This window comes from Rhodospirillaceae bacterium, assembly GCA_016712715.1.
GTDB lineage: Bacteria > Pseudomonadota > Alphaproteobacteria > Dongiales > Dongiaceae > Dongia.
Map to the genome: position 1 here is coordinate 1,570,038 of JADJQM010000001.1, position 20,298 is coordinate 1,590,335.

The following is a 20,298-nucleotide window of genomic DNA, read 5'->3' on the forward strand; positions in this document are numbered from 1 at the left end:
CTATGATCTCTGATAAGAAGGGGGTTCCCATGTCTAGATTGTACGTTATCGGTGATCGGCAGACTGGCGTTCTGTTCATCAAGACCGAACCACTGAAGCTGACGCATCTCAGCAGGGCGACTATAGAAGCCTATGCGACCGGGCAGGGTAAGTCCTATGACAGCGCCTTCGCTCAGATTGCCGCAGGCGCCAAGGCAATCGTCAACAAGACTGAAGTTCAGCAAGCCATTCCTGATCTCGATACGTCGTATCAGGCGATCGGCAATTTGATCGGCAAAGGTACTGTCTTGTCAGATGCTGATTTCTGTTTCGTCGGCGATATCGACGATTCCGATTGGTCGGCGAAGCGTACAACCGTGCCGCCGCTCTCGAGCGTCCTCTCCGATCTCAACCCTTCAACGCCGCCCGACGTGGAGTTGCGTGAAGGGTCGCTCGGCTAACAAAGCGTGTGTTGACCGCGGACTTCTTCGAGACTGGTCGCGCCGACGCACGCGATCTCCAGCAGCTGGGGATAACGCGCGTCGGCGACATTACCGGCCTGGATCGGATCGGCCTGCCCGTGTGGTTTGCCTGCCGGCCGAACTCCCGCGCCCTGTCCGTCTCGCAAGGCAAGGGCATGAACGCGGCGCAGGCGCGCATCTCCGCCATCATGGAGGCAGCGGAGTGTGCGATTGCCGAGCGCGCGGAGGATGTGGTCGATTGTTTCGCCACCTTGCGCACTCTGCAGCAACGGGACCGTCGGACCATCCCAACTGACCGCATCATGCGGTGCGTGACCGATGAGCTCGACCCCGACCGCGAATATGCCTGGGTCAGCGGCATCGCGATGCAGTCGGGCACCGAGATCCTGGCGCCCTATGAACTGGTCGGCCTGGATATGCGCGCCAAAGCGCCCTGGGATCATCAGATTTTCAAGATGTCCTCCATCGGCCTTGCTGCCGGTGGCGAGGCTGATCGCACATTGCTGCACGCGCTCCTCGAAGTGGTCGAGCACAATGCGACGGCCGCCCTCGACCTGTTTGGAGCTGGTGCTCGGACATTGTACGCGGTTCGACAACAGGATGGGGTCAATCGCGATTTGGACCAGGCCATAGCGCGGGTGGTGAATGCCGGTTTTACGCCGCAATTCTTTGCCCTCCCCAGCAATGTCCCCTTGCCGGTCATCGCCTGCTTCATGGAACGCACAATCTTGTCCGATGATGGTGCGGGCGCCACACTGACGGCCGGTTTCGCCTGTCGCCTCGACGCCCATGACGCTGCGCTCGCGGCTTTGCTCGAATGTGTGCAATCCCGCGCTACCGACATTGCCGGATCACGCGATGACATCACGGCCGCGGACTATCGAAAGAGTCTGGCCAGGCTCCCGGCTGGATCTAGCGCCACGGTCCCGCTTTGCGAGGTCGCAGGCCATCGCGCCCAATCGAGTCTCGCTACGCCGGCGGCGACGCTCGAACATGTTATCAACACCATTCTTGTCAGCGGCGCCGGGGATGTTTTTGTCTTCCCGCTGGCCACTGCGCTTCCCGGGCTGCAGGTTACACGCGTGCTCGTGCCGGGACTGGATGTTGCCGGGACGAACGGGGTCAGTCGGGTTGGTGCCAGCCTGATCGACGCGCTGTTGCGGGCTGGCTGACCGCATGACCCGGGCAGTCGTCTTCGTCGGCCCCAGCCTCCACGGCCGCGACCAGCCATGGCCGGCATCGATCGAGAAGCGGCCACCGGCCGGCAAGGGCGATCTCCTGGCCGCCGTGCTCGACGGTGCGACTTCCATCGGGCTCGTTGACGGCACATTCGGTGATGGCGCCGCTGTCTGGCACAAGGAAATCCTCTTTGCGCTCGACCGTGGCATCCGCGTTCTGGGTGCCGCCAGCATGGGTGCCCTACGCGCGGCCGAATGTTCCGCTTTCGGCATGATCGGCATCGGCTCTATCTACCGCGACTATGCCGAAGGGCTGCGCACAGCGGATGAAGACGTAGCGATCGTGCACGGCCCAGCGGAACTCGGATTCCCGCCAGTGACCGAGGCCCTGGTCGACATCGATGCGACTCTGGAACATCTTCGTGCGCGGCGGTTGATCGGAGCGACTGTCGCAGATCTGTTGGACCAAGCGGCCCGGTCGATCCATTTCAAGGACCGGACATGGAATTTCGTGTTTGACGCGATGGACCTTCGGGATCCGGCCGACCGCCATATCATTCGCGCAAACACCGTCAACCGAAAGTGCGAAGACGCTTGGCTCCTTGTCCGAGCCATGGCTGACGATGCGGCGGCAATGGCACCGCCAGCCAGGTCGATCGACGGCGCCTTCAATGACACCTTGTTCTTCCAGGAACTGCGGCAGGAAATAGCCGCCCGCCCGGCCGGTCGGGCGACAGCTTGACAATGGCCCCACTGGTCCCTGATTGCGGTGGTTTGATCGAGCAAATTGCTGTTGCTCTTCCCGCCTTCCTTTTCACCCCAAAGGAGGAAATGAAGCGCCGCGCCTTTGCCGCGCTCGCCCAGGCGATGCCCACTGGCAGCAGGCTGCTGCTCCTGATCGAGAAGACGACCATCGGCCTTGGTGAAGCTTGGGCGGCACAGCTCAAACTTTCATGCGACCTTCGCGTCGTGCCGGTCCAAGGCACGATGCGCGACGTCGACCTCTGGATACAGGACCCCCTCCTGGTGGCTGAACACAACGGCCTACCTCTGTTGTTGCCACTCCAGGATACCGATCATGCGGGCCAGCATGCCAAATGGCTGACGCAAGCCGGTTGCAGACTGGGTCTCGCCCCACCACTTCACCTCACCGGCGGCAACATGCTGACGGGCAAAAATTTCCGCTTGGTCGGCGCCTCGAGCATCGAAAACACCAAGCGCATTGGCGACCGACCCGTGACCATAGAAGAGGCCTTGGCTGGTCACGCTGCCCTGGATGCCCGGCCGGTCCACGTCTTCGGGTTCAACCTGCCGCGCCGGGGTGACAAGCCGGGTCTGGCACAACAGCCACATCATCTCGATCTGGTCGTGTCGCTGACCGGCATCGACACCGCCGATGGGCGACCGGTGCTTTTTGTTGCCGATCCGCGCAAGACGCTCGACCCGGACGGCCCTCGCATGGTGGGCTGGGCAGAGCAACTTGATGCCAGCGTCGACCGGCTGACGGCCGATGGCTTTGCTGTCCTGCGCAACAAAGTGCCCTATTTGCCGCACCCCATCTATGCGCCAAACCCCATGCTGCGCGCCTACAACAATGTCATCGTCGAGAACGATATCAGGTTTGAGCAGGGCAAGTCGCGACCCCTGGTCTGGATGCCCCAGTTCGGCGATCTAGAGCCTGAGCTTGCCCTCTATGACAGTGCGAACCGGCTCGCCTGGGAGGAGCTTGGCTTCGAAAGCATACCCGTCTATGGCTGGAGCGCCATGACCCGCGCGGGCGGCGCCCTCCGCTGCGCCAGCAAGGTTCTCACACGACGGTAGCGTCGCCTCCGTTTCTAAAATAACGTCACGACCATCCATTCGCGAATCGGCGACGCAAGGTTTATCATGGCGCAAGACCGCAAATCATCCGGCCGCATGGCCAGCAAGGGGTTCCCCAACCCCATCGACGTCCATGTCGGCCGCAAACTTCAGTTGCGCCGGACTTTGCTTGGCCTGAGCCAGGAAAGGCTTGGCAAATTGATCGGCCTGACCTTTCAGCAGATCCAGAAATATGAATCCGGCGCCAACCGCGTCAGCTCAAGCCGTCTCTACGATATTGCCCGCGTACTGGACATCGGCATTCCCTATTTCTTCGAGGGAATGTCCGCCGAGGTCGAGGAGCAAAGCCCGGGGCATTTGCAAGGGGCGGTCCCTCTCGTCGCCGAAGACGAGAAGGACCCGATGGCGCGTCGCGAGACGCTCGAATTGGTGCGTGCCTACTACCAGATCAAAAGCGCCAAAGTGCGCAAACATCTGGTCGATCTGACCCGGTCACTCGGCAAGGCCAAGTAGCGGGTGCCACTCACGCCGACTCATTTCACGCCGACTGGGCGAGCGGCGTCCAGCCCAGTTCATGGTCGATGTAATTGAGAAGATTTAGCGTCGTTGGATAGGCCTTGCTGTCATTCGCAAGTTTCGCCGCCGTCTCTGCGAGCGAGCGCAGCTCCTTGACCTCATGGCAGTCGCCGCACACATAAGCGATCAAGCCCGGGCCAGACTGCAGCGCGGTACGTACCAATCTTTGGCGTTCGGTAACCCAGCGCAACCGGCCGCCCAAGGCGGAAATTTCGTCGACATTCGCTTTCGAGCGATCGATTTCCTCGGTCAGGACGCGTGCGACGCGCCGATAGGCTGTATTCAAGGCCTCCAGCGCCTTCAGGGCGGCGCTGAAATCGTCTTCATATGAGACAGCCGCTCGCGTTTCACGCGAGGATTTCAACGGCTGGACTTTCCTCCGGATTGCAGTTCCCTGTTCCATAGCGACCCCCAACAGATCTTGTTGCGGACGACGCCTCGATCCGTGACCCGATCAGATGCGCAATGCGATTAGCATCATGTCCAATGGGCTCATCATTAGCTGGTTGGGCGTGACTCCAGCGTGAAACCAGGATTTTCACTGATACGAAAGGAAAAATCCGGCTTCTGGCGGCAATGGTCGCCCCTGCGAACGCCGTTTGAGACCTGAGAGAACCGAAGTGGCCGAGGGCGCCCGCAAATGCTCTGATCCGATGTGCTCCGCATCGGCCCGCTTACGCCGCGGCAGAAATCTCCCGCAATGCACGCTCGAAGATTTCGACCGGTTGGCCGCCGGAGATCAGATATTTGTCGTTGATGATGATGGCCGGGACCGCGCTGATCCCTTGCTCTTGATAGAAGTGCTCCTGCGACCGGACCTCGTCCGCATAGCTGTCCCCGGCGAGAATCCTGGCGGCTTCGTCGCGATCAAGACCCGCCTTCTCCGCAACATCCGCCAGGGTGGAGCGGTCGGACATCACGGCGCCATCGGTGAAATAGGCCTTGAACATCGCATGCTTGAGCGCTGCCTGCTTGCCGAGGGGCCCCGCCCAATGCAGAAGCCGATGCGCATCAAAGGTATTGTAGATGCGGCTCTCATCATTGGTGCGCATGTCGAATCCGACAGCGGCCGCGCGTTCGCGGATCATGGCGCGGGTCTGCGCCGATTGTTCGGGCGTGGCGCCGTATTTCTGGCCGATATGTTCGACGATGTTCTGCCCCTCCGGCCCCATCTGCGGATTAAGCTCGAAGGGCTGGAAGTGCATGTCGGCCACCACCTCGTCCCCAAGGCGTCCCAAGGCCGCCTCCAAGGATTTCAAGCCGATGACGCACCAGGGGCAGGAGACGTCGGATACAAAGTCGATCTTGATGTTCTTGGTCATTCCTGGCCGCCAATGCTGGATGAAATGGGGATACTCGCCCGCCGATCTAAGCATTCCGTGGCGGATTGCAACAGGCCTGCTAGGCGACCCGCGCGATGAACTCGACCGGCGCAATCAGGCCTCGCTCCAGCGCGTCCATCACATTGCGCATTCTGTCCTTGGCGGCCGGGCCCATGATCACATGAAGGCCGAGGCCGGAGGGGCCAGATTTCGCCGCTTGCGCCCGCATCTCGCGCGCCAGATTCAGGGTAAAATCGCGCCGATTTGCCTCCGCTTCGATGGTAAAGCCGGCTGAGGTCAGCAATTTCCGGTACATGGCAGGGGTTTCGACAAAGCTCGTTTCCGGCCCGATCGCCCAGGGCATGGGGTAGGGCAATTTGACCGCGCCATCGGCAAACAGGACATCGTAGACGCCGAACCGGCTGCCGGGTTTGAGCACGCGTCTTGCCTCGGCAAACAGGGCCGCCTTGTCGTCGATGTTCATACCCACATGAATCAGGGTTGCCACATCGAAGGATCCGGCCCTGAATGGCAGTGTCAGGGCGCTACCCAGATGGAATGAGACGAGATCTGCCAGGCCGCAGCGCTGGGTAAGCGTCCGCGCCACAATGACGAAATCCGGCGTGAGGTCGATTCCCGCCACCCTGCAGCCATACCCCGCCGCAAAACAGCGCGCCGGGCCGCCGATGCCGGACCCGATATCGAGGACATGATCATCACCGCCGAGGCCCAGACGCTCGGCCAGCGAGACCGTCTGCGCCCGCCAACCCAGATGAAATTCGTCGACACCGGCGAGGTCATCCGGATTGAGGTGGGCGATATCTTTGCCAGCAGCCGTGAGCGCCGCCAGGATGGCCTGTTCCAAGCCTTCCCGGCCGTAATGCTGCGCCACCACTTGTTCGGTTGTCTTATCAGTCATTTATTCGCCAAAACAATCAGGCAGCTCAATTGATCATTATACTTAACATGTTGATTAAGATGTTGACCAGAGCGATGATCCGGCCTTATACCGTCCGCTTAAGAAGCATCATTTCAGCATCTGGAGAGGGCGGCAATGCGGACGATCAATCATTATATCGGCGGCAAGGAAGTGGCTGGCACATCCGGCCGATTTGCCGACGTGTTCAACCCGGCGACCGGCGAGATCCAGGCCAAGGTGGCGCTGGCGAGCGCCGCCGAGCTCGATGCCGCGGTCAAGAACGCGCAGGAAGCCTTTCCGGGCTGGGCCAATACACCGCCCCTCACCCGCGCCCGCATCATGTTCAAGTTCAAGCAGCTCGCGGAAGAGAACACCGACAAGATCGTCGCGATGATCACCGCCGAGCATGGCAAGGTCCTCTCCGACGCCAAGGGCGAGTTCACCCGCGGCCTGGAAGTCATCGAATTCGCCTGCGCCGCCCCGCAGCTCCTCAAGGGTGAGTTCTGCGAGAATGTCGGCACCAATGTCGACAGCTGGTCGGTGCGTCAGCCGCTCGGCGTCGTGGCCGGCATCACGCCGTTCAACTTCCCGGCGATGGTGCCGATGTGGATGTTCCCGCTGGCGCTGGTCGCCGGTAACTGCTTCATCCTGAAGCCCTCGGAACGCGATCCGTCGGTCTCCAACATGGTGGCCGATCTGCTGAAGAAAGCGGGCCTGCCCGACGGTGTGTTCAACGTCGTCCATGGCGACAAAGCAGCGGTCGATGCGATCCTCACCCATCCTGGCATCGAGGCGGTGAGCTTCGTCGGCTCCACCGCGATTGCCGAATACATCTACACCACCGGCACCGCGCACGGTAAGCGCGTACAGGCGCTGGGTGGTGCCAAGAACCACATGATCGTCATGCCGGATGCGGATATGGACCAGGCGACCGACGCCCTCATGGGTGCGGGCTACGGGTCAGCCGGCGAGCGCTGCATGGCGATCTCGGTGGCGGTTGCCGTCGGCGACAAGGTCGGCGACACGCTGATAGAGAAGCTGGCCCCCCGCGTGCGTGGCATGAAGGTGGCACCGGGCACCGATCCGGACGCCGAAATGGGTCCGCTGGTGACCAAGCAACATTTCGAGAAGGTCAAAGGCTACGTCGACCAGGGCGTCAAGGAAGGCGCCAAGCTGGTGGTCGACGGCCGAACCTTGAAGCTGCAGGGCTATGAGAATGGCTATTTCCTGGGCGGTTGCCTGTTCGACAACGTGAAGCCGGACATGAAAATCTACAAGGAAGAGATCTTCGGCCCGGTCCTCTCGGTCGTGCGCGTGCCCGACTACGCCAGCGCCGTCAAGCTGATCAATGACCATGAATACGGCAACGGGACGGCGATCTTCACCCGCGACGGCGATGCCGCCCGCGACTTCGCCTCGAAGATCAAGGTCGGCATGGTCGGCATCAACGTGCCGATCCCCGTGCCGATGGCCTTCAACAGCTTCGGCGGCTGGAAGCGGTCGCTGTTCGGCGATCATCACATGCACGGCATGGAAGGCATCCGCTTCTTCACCAAGCTGAAGACCATCACCGGCCGCTGGCCGACCGGTATCCGCTCCGGCGCCGAGTTCGTCATGCCGACCATGAAGTAGAGCAGTCTCTTCAGGGTATCTTTCTATCTGCGGCCGGATCGGTTAAACCCGATCCGGCCGTGTCGCTTTGTGGAGTCCCGATGCCGATCTCGCCTTTCCTGCAGGATGCCTTCGCCCTCGCCCGCCAGAATGGCTGGTCGCGACGGCACTTGCTGGGCGCGCTAGCGGGCACTGCCGGTGCTGGATTTCTACCGCGATCGTCTCGTGCTGCCGCCAAGGAATTGGTCTTTGCGACCTGGGGTGGCGACGAGATCAAGAGTCCACCCGTGCCTTCGGCAAGAGCTATGAGACGGCAACCGGCACCTCTATTCTGTTCGATGGCACCGGCCCCACGGAAGGTGCCATTCGTACCCTGGTCGATTCCGGCGATGTCACCTGGGACATTTGCGATGCCGACGGCTTCACCGCCCTGCGTCTCGGTGCCACCGGGCATCTCAGTGCCATCGACTACAAGACCGTCGATCCAGCCAAGATCATGCCGCCCTTCGCTTTTACCCATGGCGCCGGCGGCTATGCCTATTCCTATGTGCTGGCCTTCGACACCGAGCGCTTCGCCGGGCGACCACCCCTGAGCTGGAAGGATTTCTTCGACACAAGGTCCTTTCCCGGGGGTCGTGCGGTCTATCGCTGGATGAACGGCGCTTTTGAAGCGGCGATGATGGCGGGTAGCGACAAGCCAACCAATCCCTATCCCATCGACATCAACCTCGCAGTGAACCGTCTCTACAAGCTGAAGCCCCAATTGCAGACCTGGGAAAGTGGCCAGCAGGTGCAGCAGATGTTCGTCGACAAGACGATCTCGATGGCGTGCATCTGGCACACGCGGGCCGTGGCCCTGGCCAAGGAGAGCGAGGGCAAGATCGCCTTCACCTGGGCCGGTGGTGTGCTCCATCCAGGTGTCTGGGTGGTCCCGAAGGGAAATCCCGGCGGCATCGATGCCTTCAAACTGATCGGGCACATGCAGGATCCGGCCCGGCAGATCGAATTCACCAACCTGCAGCGCGTCGGTCCCGTCAACCCGGCAGCAACCGCGGCGATGCCCAAGGCATTGCGCGATTACGACCCGACGCAGCCGGAAAATCTGGCTCAGCAGGTCATCGTCGACAGCCAATGGTGGGCGGACAATTTCGACAAGGCGCGCGCTGAATTTGCCGACATGCTGCAGCGTTCCTGAACCGCCTGCGTCAGGCCATCAGCCAGACCGCGATGGCGACCAAGCCGAGAAGAAAGGCACCAATGCCGATGGTGGCAGCGATCTGCCCTTCGCTCATCCTTGATTTGGCTGGCTGATCCCAGCTCTGATAGCCCGGCATGCGCTTCTGCATGACGCTGAGGGAGGCCCGGATGTCGCCGAGCGACGTGTTGGGTGCCACCGACATGGTGGCATGGGCGATGCCGGCCTGCGTGGCACTGATACCATGCCGGCTGGCAACCGAAGTCAGATCCTGCGCAATGGCATCGCCGCCTTTGGCTGGATCATGAAGCAGATTGTAAAAGCCGCGAGAAGGATTGGAGAGGATGCCTTCATGAGCATTGCCGGACAGCGTTTCGCCAATGCTGCGCTCGAATGCGGCAATGCCATCGACATCGAGCCCCGCCAACTTCTTCGTGTCGCTGAGACCGCCGATTTCGATCGTCGTCAGATCCAGTGACTCGCGGGACTGTGCGGCCGCCAGTTCCACTAGGCGCAGGAACTGGCCTTCATCCGCCATCACCAGTGGCAGATCGAGATCGTCGATCCCCTCGCCACTGGCGACATCGCGCGTGAACATCAGCCAGTTATCCTCGGCCGATCGACCAGCTTGCGCTTCCATCGCATAGGCGCGAACGGCGCCACCCGGTGTCTGCAGGGAAATGAGCGCCGCGCGCTTGGCCTTCGGTCGATGCAATTGGCCGATGAAGCGGCGCAGATGCGGTCGTTCCTGGGGCACGACATAGGTCAGAAATGAACTGCCGATCAGGCTTTGCAGGCTCTGCCCGAGATGCTCGCTGCACGCGCCGCGACCTTCCAGAATCCGGCCGTCACGATCTACCAGGAATGATAATTCCCAGGTCCCTTGCAAGCTCATCCCACGACCCCATTCTTGATCCGCCAGCCAATCCCATGTTCAAGGCGTGCAACATCCAGTGCAGCATTGAACAACGCGGCGGAACCATGCAGGAATAGCGGTTGATAGAAGGTTAATTGATCTATCTGGGGGTTTTGTTCATGAATGATCTCGCGTTCTTGACCGCGGTCGAGTTGATCGCCCTTTATCGCGCTCACAAACTGTCGCCCGTGGACGTCACCGAAGCAGCTCTTGCGGCGATCGCGCGCCACAACCCTGCCCTCAATGCCTATTGCCAGGTCGACCGGGACGGCGCCCTCGCGCAGGCAAGGGCATCCGAGGCACGCTGGCAGCGTAACGAGCCCTGCGGGCTGATCGACGGCGTGCCGGTGTCGATCAAGGACCTGGTACTGACCAAGGGCCTGCCCACGCGGCGGGGTTCCCTGCTGGTTGATGCCGATCAACCCTGGACCGACGACGCGCCGAGCAGTGCCAGCCTGCGCGCCCATGGCGCCGTCATCCTTGGCAAGACCACCACGCCGGAGTTTGGCTGGAAAGGTGTCACGGATTCGCCGCTCACCGGGATCACGCGCAATCCCTGGAATCCGGCCATGACACCCGGCGGTTCCAGCGGTGGTGCGGCGGTTGCCGCGGCCACCGGCATGGGAGCGCTCCATATCGGGACCGATGGCGGCGGCTCCATCCGCATACCTGCGAGCTTCAGCGGCATTGTCGGGTTCAAGGCGACCTTCGGGCGCGTTCCAGCCTATCCCCTCTCGCCTTTCGGCAGCCTTGCCAATGTCGGACCGATGACGCGCTCGGTCGCCGATGCGGCGCTGATGTTCTCGGTCATCTCGCGGCCCGACCCGCGGGATTGTCACGCGCTGCCGGCCGAACCCGCCGACTATCATGAAACCCTGAATGGCAATATCGCAGGCTGGCGCATTGCCTTCTCCCGACCTTGTCAGGCGCTACCGTCGACCCGGAAATCGCATCCAGCGTCGCAAAGGCAGTCGCACGGTTCGAGGCTCTTGGTGCCAAAGTAGACCTGGTTGACCAAGTGCTCGATCCCAGTTTGCTCACCTTCCAGACGCACTGGTTCGGCGGTGCGGCCTTTCTCGTCAGTCAGTTCCCGGACGAAAAGCGGAAACTGCTCGATCCGGGTCTTGCCCAGGTGGTCGCGTTGGGTAGCAGGATTTCGCTTATGGAGCACCTCGCCGCCGTGAAGGCGCGAGAAGCGATGGGAACCCGCATGAATCAATTCCATCAGCGATATGATTTGCTGGTGACACCGACCATGCCGATCCCTGCCTTCCAGGCGGGGCACGACTTCCCACCCCATGTCGCCCACAAGCAATGGTCGGACTGGACCCCGTTCACCTACCCGTTCAACCTGACGCGCCAGCCGGCCATTTCCCTGCCATGCGGCCTCACCAGTGCTGGCCTCCCTATTGGCCTGCAGATTGTCGGACCCCTGTATGGCGATCGTGCCGTCCTCAATGCCGCCCGCGCATTCGAACAAAGCCAGCCATTTCAACGACCGAAGATCTGATTCCCGGGAACACATATGGATATCGGATGGTGACATCGAGCCGCATGGTGGACTTGGTGGCAGGTTCTATGGTGTATCTGCTGCTGAACTCTGAGGAACATCCCTGCAATGCCGCCGCTCGAAGTCACGTCGAAATGGACCACGGCCCTGGGGCGCGGCTGGTGCCGCAAATGCCCACGCTGTGGCGGGGGCGCTTGTTCCAGGGCTATCTCAGCATTGCCGAACAATGCAGCGCCTGCGCCCTACCCTTTGAGCCGCTGCGGGCAGATGATGCGCCAGCCTATTTCACCATCTTCATCGTCGGCCACATCCTGGTGACGGGCTTGCTGATGTTGGAAAGCTATGCCCATCCGCCGACCTGGGTGCAGCTTGCCATCTGGTTGCCGTTCACGGTGATCATGTCGCTGGCCCTTCTGCCCTTTATCAAAGGCGCCGTGATGGCCGCGATCTATTGCTCGCGAAACGCCGACTAGGCAGATCGCCCTCTAAAGCGCCTCGCGGTGCCAGCCCTGTGCCCAGCCCTCGATCTCTTCGCCGGGCATCGGACGCGCGACGTGATAGCCCTGCATCTCGTCGCAGCCAAGATCCTTCAGCAGATCCCAGTCCGCCTGGGTCTCGACGCCTTCGGCGACCGTCTTGAGGCCCAGCTGCCTGGCCAGTTTCAGCGAGTATTCGAGGACACCGAAGAATTGGGGCTGCTCGTACACCCCCGTCACCAGCGCCTGGTCGATCTTCACTTCGGTAAAGGGCCTGCGCGCGAGTTGCTCCGGCGTGCCCATGCCGGTGCCAAAATCATCGATCGACAATCCAAAGCCCATGATGCGCAGACGGGCCAGCGCCTCGAGCGACGAGGCCATCTCGGTGATGGCGGCCGATTCCGTGACTTCGAGGACAATGCGCCCATGGGCCACATCATGCTGCCTGGCAAGCTGCGCGATACGCTCGGGAAGCCGCGGCTGATTGAGCACGTTTTCGGTGAGGTTGACCGAGACCGCGATGTCGATGCCCGCATCTCGCCAAACCCGCGCCCAGTTGATCGACTTCTCCAACACCACGTCGGTGATGCCGTCGATGAGGCCGGTACGGTCCGCCAGCGGAATGAAGGCGCGCGGCGGCACCAGGCCGCGCTCCGGATGTGCCCAGCGGATCAGCGCTTCGGCTGCCGTGAACGTCCCGTCACTGGCCCGGACGCGTGGCTGGAAATAAGGCACGAACTGCTTGTCGGCAATGGCGTGACGCAGGTCTTCGACGGTGAGGTGGACCGACCGGGAACGCAGCAAGGGGGCCGCCGCCCGGCGGGCCACCAGGCGCACGATGACAGGACGCAAAGATTCCGGGCTGATCGGGCGGCGCACCAACCCGGCCACCTCCAGACCAAAGCCCAACGCCATCGCCTCGACCGACCGAATGATCGGCTCATCAAGTGCCGAGGCAATGATGAGATGAGCCGCGAGGCGCCGTTCGGCGATGCGGCGCACGAACCCCACCGCATCCAGCGCCGTCGAGGAAGCGCCTGCCTTGATATCCGTGATGACCAGATCGACCGGCGCGTGCTGCGCCTCGAGCATGACCAGCGCATGTTCCACGCTCTCGGCCTCGAGGACCTCGGTGGCACCGCCGTCGCGCACCATCTTCACCGCCATGCGGCGCGTTACGTTCTGCTCGTCGATCACGAGGACGCGCAAGCCGGATGCCGGAACGGCCATCGCTACCTCGCCGCGATCGGTGGACGAACTCGACCGCTGGTGCCTCGGCGCATCGTCATGCCTTCGGCTCGAAGATCACATACCATTTCCTGACCGCCTCGATCGTTTCCCAGGTGCCGGTAAAGCCCTTGGGAATGATGAAGGCGTCGCCGGTCTTGAAGGATTGCGCCTCACCGTCGGCATCGGTGAGCGTGGCTCGACCGGCGAGGATGGCGCAGAATTCTTCTTCGCCATAATTCACCTGCCATTTGCCGGGGCTGGATTCCCAGATCCCGCAAAAGAACTGGCCCGTCGCGTCGGTGTAGTAGTTCTGCAGCTTCGTGCTCGGATTGCCGCTGATGATGTTCCCCGGCGCACCGGTCTCGACAGGTGGCGGATTGTTGCCGAAGCGGATCAGTTTGACGCTCATGTGATTCCCCCGAATTGAGCTGGAAATATGTAGCATCAATGACAGGGCGACGCCACCGTTGCGGCCGCACATGCGTGTGGGCCGGACCCTGGTTTTGCGTCAAATGCCAGCTATGCGAGAAAGCATGGCAGCCCAGCGCCGCAGGGTCTTTGACGGGTCACGGGGCCGCTCGTACATTCGGCGCCCAACCGCCAGCCACCACGAGCCCCGCGCGCCAAGGATCCCAGCATGACCACCCCACCCGACAACGCCCCGGCCAATAGCTGGCGAAATCTGTTTGGCCATGGGCTCGGCCTCTATGTCGTCATGCTCAATCTCGGCATCGCGCTCCATGCCGTGGATGTGTTCGTGGTCTCGACCGTCATGCCCGACGTGGTGCGCGATCTGGGCGGCGCCCATTTCTATGCCTGGTCGACCATGCTCTACATGGTGGCCTCGATCATCGGCGCCGCGGCGACGGCACCGCTGCGGCTGCGCTTTGGCGGCAGGCGCGCCTATTGCGCCGGCGCCGTCCTGTTCCTGCTCGGCTCGATCGGCTGCGCGGCAGCGCCCAGCATGGAACTCTTCATCTTCGCCCGCTTCGTGCAGGGCTTCGGTGGAGGCATCGTGCTGTCGCGGTCGATGGCGATGGTGGGAGAGCTCTTTCCCGAACCGCTGAAGAAGCCGCTGCTGGCACTCATCTCCTCGACCTGGGGTGTTGCCGCCCTGATCGGCCCGGCGCTCGGCGGCAGCTTTGCGGCGATCGACTTCTGGCGCGGCGCCTTCTGGTTCAATCTGCCGTTCGTGCTGATCTTCCTCGGCGTCGCCTTGAGCAAGCTGCCGGCCGACCGGCCGCAGCCCGGCCCCGTGCCGCAATTCCCCTTCGGCCGCATGGCCCTGCTCACCGCCGGCGTCATGAGCGTCGGCATCGCCAGCGAAGGCGCCACGCTGCCCGCGCGCATCGGCCTCATCGCCCTTGCCCTGCTGCTGGTGTTCAGTACCTTCCTGCTTGACCGGCGGGGCCTCAACCGTCTCTTCCCCAGTCAGCCGCTGTCCTGGTTCACCACGACCGGCACCGGCTATTGGGCGATGTTCCTCGCCTCCATGACCCACACCGTCATCGGCGTGTTCCTGCCGCTGGCCCTGCAGGAACTTCATGGCCAGTCGCCGATCGTCGCCGGCTACATGATGGCAATCCTTGCCATCGGCTGGACGGCCGCCTCGGTCTTCACGGCCAAATGGCAGGGTCGCATGGTGATCGCCGCCATGGTCTGCGGCATGGCCTTCTGTGTCATCGGCCTCGCCGGCCTCGCCTTTGGCGTCACCTCGCTCTCGCCCTATGCCATCGCGGCGCTCAACGGATTGGTCGGCATCGGTCTTGGCAGCTCGAACCTCCATGTCGTCGCGGCGGCCATGCGCCACGCAGCCCCCGGCGAGGAGTCGATTACCGCCTCCTCCATTCCCACCATGCGTTCGCTCGGCATCGCGTTCGGGGCCGCCGCCGCGGGAGCGATCGCCAACGCCGCCGGCCTCACCGACGCGCTGGGCGAGGCCGATGTCGCCCGGGCCGTCACCTTGGTGCTGGGCTGGGGCACGCTGGCACCGCTCTGCGGCCTTGTCTTCGTCCTGCGCTTCATTTCCCTGCTGCCGCGCCGCACCGCGCCATCGCAGGCCTGAGCGTCGCCCGCGGACTGTCTGGCGCTCAGCCCAGCCGCGGCTTGGTCCGGGCCCAACTGGCGCGGCGTGAGAGTGCGATCCACCAGCGCGAGAGCCTGGTCGAGCCGCCGATGGCGGATTTCCCCTCGGGCGTCGACATGAGATATCCCACGATCGGCAGCAGCATGATGTCGGCAAGGCTGAGGTCGCGTCCGATCAGAAACTCCGAACGCTCGCCGTCATGGCTGAGCAGCGACAATTGCTCGACCGCATAGAGCGCATCCTGCATCGCCGGGCAGATCCTCGTCACGAGATTGAGGTCGGGCACACCGCCCAGGAACGGCACGAACAGCCGCTGCGCGATCACGACACCCACCGCGGACGGCACCAGATGGGCGCGGATGACCGCCATGATCTGGGTCATGAGCGCCCGGTCGCGGGGCGGCTCCGGCTGCAGGATCGGTCCCGGGAAGCCCTCATCCACGTAACGCAGGATCGCTTCGAGATCGAACAGCATGAGGCCGCCCCGGGCGACGTCGCCATGGATCAGGGTCGGTTGCCGTTCGCAGAGATAGGTCAGCAGCTCGGCAAGTCGGAAGCCGCCCGATTTGAGCAGATCCGGTTCCTGCACCGAATAAATGAGACCTTTTTCCTCGCAGGCCAGCCGCGCGGCCGCCACATGGGTGCCGTTGAGGGGTCCGGAGAGGAGGATTTCGCTCATCCGATGACGTTACCGGGGTGGCAGAGCCCCGGCAATCCCGAATGGTTAATCAAAACATGCGCCTGACCAACGCTGTCATTTGTCCGACTAATACTGTCGGAAATCCCGCGTTTGCCAGGGGATAGCTGGGATTTCGAATACTCTACTTATTTTATAGTGTTGCATAGCAGCAACACAAATTTGCCAATTTTTTCAGCACGATGACGCTTAATTGACCACTGCCTAAAGGCTTGACATTGCGCTGCGGTATCGCCATCTTTTGCCTTGCGACGACGCATTTCTCCCCTGACAGGCGTTGTCGCAAGGCGCCCCTCATGGGCGTTTCCTCCCAGAACTTGGGCCGTGCCGTTTGGCACGGCCTTTTTTTCTGGCCCCGAATTAAAGCGCCATTAAAGCGCTGAAATTACTTAATTAGTCGGAGTAGAGCTGGCCCCGGGACCGAGCGCCCGCTGAATCAGCACCGTATCCACCCAGCGCCCGAATTTGAGGCCGATGGCCTTGAAGGTCCCCGTCATCTCGAATCCCAAGGCCCGGTGGACCCCGATCGAGGCTTGATTCGCCGAATCACCGATGACCGCGATCATCTGCCGCTTGCCCAGCGCCGTCGCATCGTCGATCAGCCGCTGCAGCAGGATGCGGCCGAGCCCCCGACCCACGAAGCGCGGGTCGAGATAGATCGAATCCTCGACCGAGAAGCGATAGGCCGAGCGCGGCCGGTAGGGCCCGGCATAGGCATAGCCGCCAATCTCACCGCCCCCCTCACCGCCCTCTGGTGCCACAGCCACCACATAGGGCAGCCCGGCCCCGGCAATGGCCTGCCAGCGGCGGATCATCTCCGGAAGGTCCGGTGGTGTTTCCTCGAAGCTGGCAAGGCCGGTCAGCACATGATGGGCATAGATCCGCTGCAGGGCGGCAAGATCGGCTTCGACCGCCGGTCGGATCGTGAAACCGCTCATGCCGTCAGCAGCTCCGAAGCACGGTCCGTCAGCATGTTGATGAGCCCGGTCATGGTCGCCTGGACGCTGGCAAAACCGGCGCTCCGTTCCAGCGACTTCTCGTTCACATAGAGCGCGCGGTTGATCTCGACCTGCAGCACATGGATGCCGGTGGCCGGCCTGCCGTAATGCTGGGTCACATAGCCGCCCGAATAGGGGCTGTTGCGGCGCATGTTGGCACCACCCGCGCGCAGGTAAGCATCGACCGCGGCACTGATCGCCGGCGCGCAGGACGCCCCGAAACAATCGCCCAGCACAAAATCGACGCGGCTATTGGACCCGCCATGGCGGTGATCGCCGCCGGCGGCGGCCGTGCCTGGCGAGGGCATCGAATGGCAATCGAGGATGAGGCAGGCGCCGAACTTCGCGACCGCCTCATTGCACAGCGCATTCAGCGTCGCGTGATAGGGCCGGTAATAGCGCGCAAGCCGCGCTTCGATCTCGGCAAAGGTCAGCTTGTGGCGATAGATCTCGCGGTCGTTGGCGCCCAGGCGCGGCACGACGCCGAGACCCGCCGCCACCCGGGGCGAAGCGATGTTGGCCCCGGCCGGCAGCCGGTCGGCGAACATGCTGGGGTCGAGCTCCAGCGGCTCGCGGTTGACGTCGCAGAAGCTCCTGGGAAAGAGCGCCGCCAGCAGCGGTACGCCGAGCTCGGGGGCGGCCGCCACCAGCTCGTCGACATAGCAGTCTTCCGACAGGCGCAATTCCTGCCGGGTGAGGCCGGTGCTGGCCAGGAAGGCCGGTGGATATTGGGTGCCGGAATGGGGCGAGGCAACGATCAGCGGGGCCCGCCACGCCTGGGGACGGAGCAGATTGAGGATGGCTTCGCCAGATTCGGCAGTTAGGGCTGCGCTGGCCGGCTCAATATGAAGGTCACCGTTTGGCATCCCTCCAAGCTTTAGTGAATTTTACCCCGCCTGTCACGGCCGGCAGCGCCGGCGGACGCAAATTCCTGGCCCTTTTCCGGCCCTTTTTCGCCAGGCCTATGTCCTTTGAAAGCCAACGGAAATCAGGAAAAAGGCAATCCCGCCCATTCGAACGCTTGCCTTCCGTGGGGGAGGATGCTATTTGCCGACCCGCCGATTGATCGGGCCATCCCAGACAAGCCCGATCGCGCGCACCACCCCCGGACTCCAGGCGGGACAGGTCGCAGGTCAGGCGGGCGGTTAGCTCAGCGGGAGAGCACTACCTTGACATGGTAGGGGTCACAGGTTCAATCCCTGTACCGCCCACCATTTTGCCATTTGAAACTCGGCATCTCTTCGAGAAAGAGATCGCTTGATATCAGAACGATCAGGCGGAACACGGCAGCAACCGGTACCAAAGCCTGTGTAGCCGTTCCAACGCCGTTCACCGCCAGTGTCACCACAACGACCTTACCCAGCGAGATCCTGCGTTGCGCTAAACTGCTCTGCGATCAGTACAGCGATGACCCAATCTGATCGCGGCGAAGCGCGCCGACAAGCTGCTAGCGGTGAATTCGAAAGCCACCAAACGTGGATGCGGATAATCCGCGCTATTGTCGACACTCGTTGCGAAGCTCCAATCATGATTGGACGCCCGACTTAGCACCACATCGCTACATCAAGCTAGCTAACCTCGCCAGAGCGCGTATCGCATATGATGCAATCAAATAGTCTTTATTAATCGTCGCACAAAATTCTGGTCGGCACTTATCGCGTCATTTATTGTTTAGTAATTAATGAGGAGCAAGACGATGGCTGAACAGACACCACCCGATTGGGGCACTGACAAGCTGACGGCGTTCTTTGACACTGTACGTGGCAATCAGTTCGCGACCTTCGTTCATAAAAAGCTGGCGGTTGCGAAGCTCATCGAAATCGATGCCTGCTTCCATACGATCGGTGAGAATCTTGCGAACAACAAAAGCCAAGTGGCAGCGCTTCTCCTGCTCCGCTGTCACTCCGCTTTCAAGACAGCCGCAGGACATGCCATGGCAGGCGCAACAGTCGAGACATTCGTCATGTGTCGAGCGATGTTGGAGCAAGCATCTTACGGCCTTCATATTCACTCTCACGCTGACTTGGCCGAGATATGGCTAAAACGCCACGACGATGACGCCGCAATGAAAGCGTCAAAGAATCGCTTCAAGCAGGCCGATATCGTCGCAAGCATTCACGCCAAAGATAGCAAGGCGGCAGACCTATATGAACGCTTCTATCAAGAGTGTATTGACTTTGGCGCCCACCCGAATGAACGCAGCGTCACGGGCGCCCTCACGATGGAAGAAGGCGAGAAAGAAACCATCTTGCAGCAAGTCTATCTGCAAGGTGATGGCCTGGCACTGGACAACGCCCTCAAAAGCCTAGCAAGGATGGGTCTCTGCTGTCTGTTCATTTTCGCGAATGTATTCACGGAACGCTATAAGCTGCTTGGCCTAGAGCAACGCATTCATGCCTTGCGCCAGGGGCTATAGTGTCATGGCAAAAGCGCCTCAACTGCCCGACTTCAACGACATGGAACTGGAGGTCATCTTCTTGACCGTGATCTGGGACATGATCGACGGCATGGTCAACAATGACATGCTTCGCATCCTCGGCGAAGATCCAAACAAAGAGGTGAGATTTCAAACGAGCGCGCACAGCACCTACTTCAACATCCTCTTAGTCGATTTCCTGTCACCGCAGTTCATCAATAAGAAGACTCCGCACGACAACTATCTCGATTGCCTCAAGGCGATATGCGCAGCGCCCCAGTTCGAAATGGACAAACGCATTGTTCCACTAACCAACGTGACAGCAGAGTTTCAAGCGTGGCTCACCACCAACGTTCAATTTGAAAAGATATGGTTTCCGACCATCGGCCTTGAAGCTGACTTCAAAATGACAATGCACGAGCTATTGAAGATATGTGGCAATATCGCCAAGCATAACTTCACGAGGTTAACGGGATGCGGTCGTGACTTCTGTGACATTCTAGAGCGCAACAACGTCAAGATTGACCAGATGCAGGCCTTGATGATCTTCGAAGAGTTTTGGGAACAGTTCCATGATGACGTGTTCCACTACCATTCAAGTACAATATGCGAGTTCTTGAACAACATTCGTATCGCAATTTGGACCTATCTGTTGGGTCAGCAACGCAAGACGTTTGTCTCGACGCCCACCAAAGAGATACCGACCCTCTATCGCTATGACGAGCCGGTAGAGATCAAGGATGAATATGTCCAGCATCTATATTGGCGCCTGATGGATAAGGCCAAGCACGGCCCCTATATTCAAGAGTTCAAGGTGACGCCGATGCTTAAGAAGCGGTATCAGCCAGAGGTCGCGAAGGCGAAGCCATAGTGGCAACAATACAGA

The 20,298-nt window shown here is 61.4% G+C and carries 22 protein-coding genes and 1 tRNA gene; 14 read left to right on the forward strand and 9 right to left on the reverse strand.

Annotated features, from left to right (window positions below; all coding sequences use genetic code 11):
- The first annotated feature begins 2 nt into the window (after positions 1–2).
- The 5 genes from IPK59_07645 to IPK59_07665 all read left to right on the forward strand — a co-directional run bounded on the left by IPK59_07645 (position 3) and on the right by IPK59_07665 (position 3,973).
- Positions 3–440, forward strand: a complete 438-nt coding sequence (locus tag IPK59_07645) for a hypothetical protein (protein ID MBK8158633.1) — start codon at positions 3–5, stop codon at positions 438–440.
- 11 nt (positions 441–451) lie between these two features.
- On the forward strand, positions 452–1,633 hold the full coding sequence (locus IPK59_07650) for a YcaO-like family protein (protein ID MBK8158634.1): 1,182 nt from the start codon (positions 452–454) through the stop codon (positions 1,631–1,633).
- A gap of 4 nt (positions 1,634–1,637) precedes the next feature.
- A complete protein-coding gene (locus IPK59_07655) occupies positions 1,638–2,381 on the forward strand; it encodes a hypothetical protein (protein ID MBK8158635.1) in 744 nt (247 codons plus the stop codon).
- An 89-nt stretch (positions 2,382–2,470) separates the two neighbouring features.
- Positions 2,471–3,460, forward strand: coding sequence for a hypothetical protein (locus tag IPK59_07660; protein ID MBK8158636.1), 990 nt, complete (start codon positions 2,471–2,473; stop codon positions 3,458–3,460).
- 66 nt (positions 3,461–3,526) lie between these two features.
- Positions 3,527–3,973 carry a helix-turn-helix transcriptional regulator gene (locus tag IPK59_07665; GenBank protein MBK8158637.1) on the forward strand — a complete coding sequence of 149 codons (447 nt, stop codon included), beginning with the start codon at positions 3,527–3,529 and terminating at the stop codon, positions 3,971–3,973.
- 25 nt (positions 3,974–3,998) lie between these two features.
- Here the strand turns inward: IPK59_07665 and IPK59_07670 are convergent, their stop codons facing one another.
- The 3 genes from IPK59_07670 to IPK59_07680 all read right to left on the reverse strand — a co-directional run bounded on the left by IPK59_07670 (position 3,999) and on the right by IPK59_07680 (position 6,277).
- The gene (locus IPK59_07670; protein ID MBK8158638.1) at positions 3,999–4,400 is read right to left on the reverse strand and encodes a hypothetical protein; all 402 of its coding nucleotides are present in this window, start codon (positions 4,398–4,400) and stop codon (positions 3,999–4,001) included.
- Between the two features lie 310 nt (positions 4,401–4,710).
- Complete coding sequence (locus tag IPK59_07675) at positions 4,711–5,358, reverse strand: DsbA family oxidoreductase (GenBank protein ID MBK8158639.1); 648 nt, start codon at positions 5,356–5,358, stop codon at positions 4,711–4,713.
- A gap of 79 nt (positions 5,359–5,437) precedes the next feature.
- A complete protein-coding gene (locus IPK59_07680; GenBank protein MBK8158640.1) occupies positions 5,438–6,277 on the reverse strand; it encodes a class I SAM-dependent methyltransferase in 840 nt (279 codons plus the stop codon).
- Between the two features lie 135 nt (positions 6,278–6,412).
- On the opposite strand from IPK59_07680, the gene IPK59_07685 reads away from it, so the two are divergent.
- Together IPK59_07685 and IPK59_07690 are read left to right on the forward strand one after the other, a co-directional pair.
- Positions 6,413–7,909 carry a CoA-acylating methylmalonate-semialdehyde dehydrogenase gene (locus IPK59_07685; protein ID MBK8158641.1) on the forward strand — a complete coding sequence of 499 codons (1,497 nt, stop codon included), beginning with the start codon at positions 6,413–6,415 and terminating at the stop codon, positions 7,907–7,909.
- Between the two features lie 67 nt (positions 7,910–7,976).
- Complete coding sequence (locus IPK59_07690; GenBank protein MBK8158642.1) at positions 7,977–9,083, forward strand: extracellular solute-binding protein; 1,107 nt, start codon at positions 7,977–7,979, stop codon at positions 9,081–9,083.
- 10 nt (positions 9,084–9,093) lie between these two features.
- Here the strand turns inward: IPK59_07690 and IPK59_07695 are convergent, their stop codons facing one another.
- A complete protein-coding gene (locus IPK59_07695; GenBank protein MBK8158643.1) occupies positions 9,094–9,978 on the reverse strand; it encodes a PAS domain-containing protein in 885 nt (294 codons plus the stop codon).
- Between the two features lie 140 nt (positions 9,979–10,118).
- Between IPK59_07695 and IPK59_07700 the strand changes: the two genes are divergently transcribed.
- The 3 genes from IPK59_07700 to IPK59_07710 all read left to right on the forward strand — a co-directional run bounded on the left by IPK59_07700 (position 10,119) and on the right by IPK59_07710 (position 11,982).
- Complete coding sequence (locus tag IPK59_07700) at positions 10,119–11,003, forward strand: hypothetical protein (protein MBK8158644.1); 885 nt, start codon at positions 10,119–10,121, stop codon at positions 11,001–11,003.
- Positions 10,895–11,509: a hypothetical protein gene (locus IPK59_07705; GenBank protein ID MBK8158645.1), complete on the forward strand. Its 615-nt coding sequence runs from the start codon at positions 10,895–10,897 to the stop codon at positions 11,507–11,509. The genes IPK59_07700 and IPK59_07705 overlap by 109 nt, the downstream gene beginning before the upstream one ends.
- Positions 11,510–11,670: 161 nt before the next feature.
- Complete coding sequence (locus IPK59_07710; GenBank protein MBK8158646.1) at positions 11,671–11,982, forward strand: DUF983 domain-containing protein; 312 nt, start codon at positions 11,671–11,673, stop codon at positions 11,980–11,982.
- Positions 11,983–11,994: 12 nt separating this feature from the next.
- Here the strand turns inward: IPK59_07710 and IPK59_07715 are convergent, their stop codons facing one another.
- Both IPK59_07715 and IPK59_07720 read right to left on the reverse strand, forming a co-directional pair.
- Positions 11,995–13,215, reverse strand: coding sequence for an EAL domain-containing response regulator (locus IPK59_07715; protein ID MBK8158647.1), 1,221 nt, complete (start codon positions 13,213–13,215; stop codon positions 11,995–11,997).
- Positions 13,216–13,270: 55 nt separating this feature from the next.
- Positions 13,271–13,624, reverse strand: coding sequence for a cupin domain-containing protein (locus IPK59_07720; GenBank protein MBK8158648.1), 354 nt, complete (start codon positions 13,622–13,624; stop codon positions 13,271–13,273).
- Positions 13,625–13,852: 228 nt separating this feature from the next.
- On the opposite strand from IPK59_07720, the gene IPK59_07725 reads away from it, so the two are divergent.
- Positions 13,853–15,280 carry an MFS transporter gene (locus tag IPK59_07725; GenBank protein MBK8158649.1) on the forward strand — a complete coding sequence of 476 codons (1,428 nt, stop codon included), beginning with the start codon at positions 13,853–13,855 and terminating at the stop codon, positions 15,278–15,280.
- A gap of 25 nt (positions 15,281–15,305) precedes the next feature.
- Here the strand turns inward: IPK59_07725 and IPK59_07730 are convergent, their stop codons facing one another.
- From IPK59_07730 to IPK59_07740, 3 genes are all read right to left on the reverse strand, one after another.
- Positions 15,306–15,980: a hypothetical protein gene (locus tag IPK59_07730; protein ID MBK8158650.1), complete on the reverse strand. Its 675-nt coding sequence runs from the start codon at positions 15,978–15,980 to the stop codon at positions 15,306–15,308.
- A gap of 407 nt (positions 15,981–16,387) precedes the next feature.
- Entirely contained in the window at positions 16,388–16,936 is a 549-nt protein-coding gene (locus tag IPK59_07735) for an N-acetyltransferase (GenBank protein MBK8158651.1), read from the reverse strand.
- Complete coding sequence (locus tag IPK59_07740; protein MBK8158652.1) at positions 16,933–17,862, reverse strand: N-formylglutamate amidohydrolase; 930 nt, start codon at positions 17,860–17,862, stop codon at positions 16,933–16,935. Before IPK59_07740 ends, IPK59_07735 begins: the two co-directional genes overlap by 4 nt.
- 273 nt (positions 17,863–18,135) lie before the next feature.
- On the opposite strand from IPK59_07740, the gene IPK59_07745 reads away from it, so the two are divergent.
- From IPK59_07745 to IPK59_07755, 3 genes are all read left to right on the forward strand, one after another.
- Positions 18,136–18,210: transfer RNA gene (locus IPK59_07745), tRNA-Val, on the forward strand.
- A 482-nt stretch (positions 18,211–18,692) separates the two neighbouring features.
- On the forward strand, positions 18,693–19,412 hold the full coding sequence (locus IPK59_07750) for a hypothetical protein (protein MBK8158653.1): 720 nt from the start codon (positions 18,693–18,695) through the stop codon (positions 19,410–19,412).
- Between the two features lie 4 nt (positions 19,413–19,416).
- Positions 19,417–20,283, forward strand: coding sequence for a hypothetical protein (locus IPK59_07755; protein ID MBK8158654.1), 867 nt, complete (start codon positions 19,417–19,419; stop codon positions 20,281–20,283).
- The last annotated feature ends 15 nt before the right edge of the window (positions 20,284–20,298 follow it).

Coding starts and splice junctions, on each gene's coding strand:
- IPK59_07645 (MBK8158633.1), top strand. CDS start 3: ATGATCTCTGATAAGAAGGGGGTTCCCATGTCTAGATTGTACGTTATC.
- IPK59_07655 (MBK8158635.1), top strand. CDS start 1,638: ATGACCCGGGCAGTCGTCTTCGTCGGCCCCAGCCTCCACGGCCGCGAC.
- IPK59_07660 (MBK8158636.1), top strand. CDS start 2,471: ATGAAGCGCCGCGCCTTTGCCGCGCTCGCCCAGGCGATGCCCACTGGC.
- IPK59_07665 (MBK8158637.1), top strand. CDS start 3,527: ATGGCGCAAGACCGCAAATCATCCGGCCGCATGGCCAGCAAGGGGTTC.
- IPK59_07675 (MBK8158639.1), bottom strand. CDS start 5,358: ATGACCAAGAACATCAAGATCGACTTTGTATCCGACGTCTCCTGCCCC.
- IPK59_07680 (MBK8158640.1), bottom strand. CDS start 6,277: ATGACTGATAAGACAACCGAACAAGTGGTGGCGCAGCATTACGGCCGG.
- IPK59_07685 (MBK8158641.1), top strand. CDS start 6,413: ATGCGGACGATCAATCATTATATCGGCGGCAAGGAAGTGGCTGGCACA.
- IPK59_07695 (MBK8158643.1), bottom strand. CDS start 9,978: ATGAGCTTGCAAGGGACCTGGGAATTATCATTCCTGGTAGATCGTGAC.
- IPK59_07700 (MBK8158644.1), top strand. CDS start 10,119: ATGAATGATCTCGCGTTCTTGACCGCGGTCGAGTTGATCGCCCTTTAT.
- IPK59_07715 (MBK8158647.1), bottom strand. CDS start 13,215: ATGGCCGTTCCGGCATCCGGCTTGCGCGTCCTCGTGATCGACGAGCAG.
- IPK59_07720 (MBK8158648.1), bottom strand. CDS start 13,624: ATGAGCGTCAAACTGATCCGCTTCGGCAACAATCCGCCACCTGTCGAG.
- IPK59_07725 (MBK8158649.1), top strand. CDS start 13,853: ATGACCACCCCACCCGACAACGCCCCGGCCAATAGCTGGCGAAATCTG.
- IPK59_07730 (MBK8158650.1), bottom strand. CDS start 15,980: ATGAGCGAAATCCTCCTCTCCGGACCCCTCAACGGCACCCATGTGGCG.
- IPK59_07735 (MBK8158651.1), bottom strand. CDS start 16,936: ATGAGCGGTTTCACGATCCGACCGGCGGTCGAAGCCGATCTTGCCGCC.
- IPK59_07740 (MBK8158652.1), bottom strand. CDS start 17,862: ATGCCAAACGGTGACCTTCATATTGAGCCGGCCAGCGCAGCCCTAACT.
- IPK59_07750 (MBK8158653.1), top strand. CDS start 18,693: ATGGCTGAACAGACACCACCCGATTGGGGCACTGACAAGCTGACGGCG.
- IPK59_07755 (MBK8158654.1), top strand. CDS start 19,417: ATGGCAAAAGCGCCTCAACTGCCCGACTTCAACGACATGGAACTGGAG.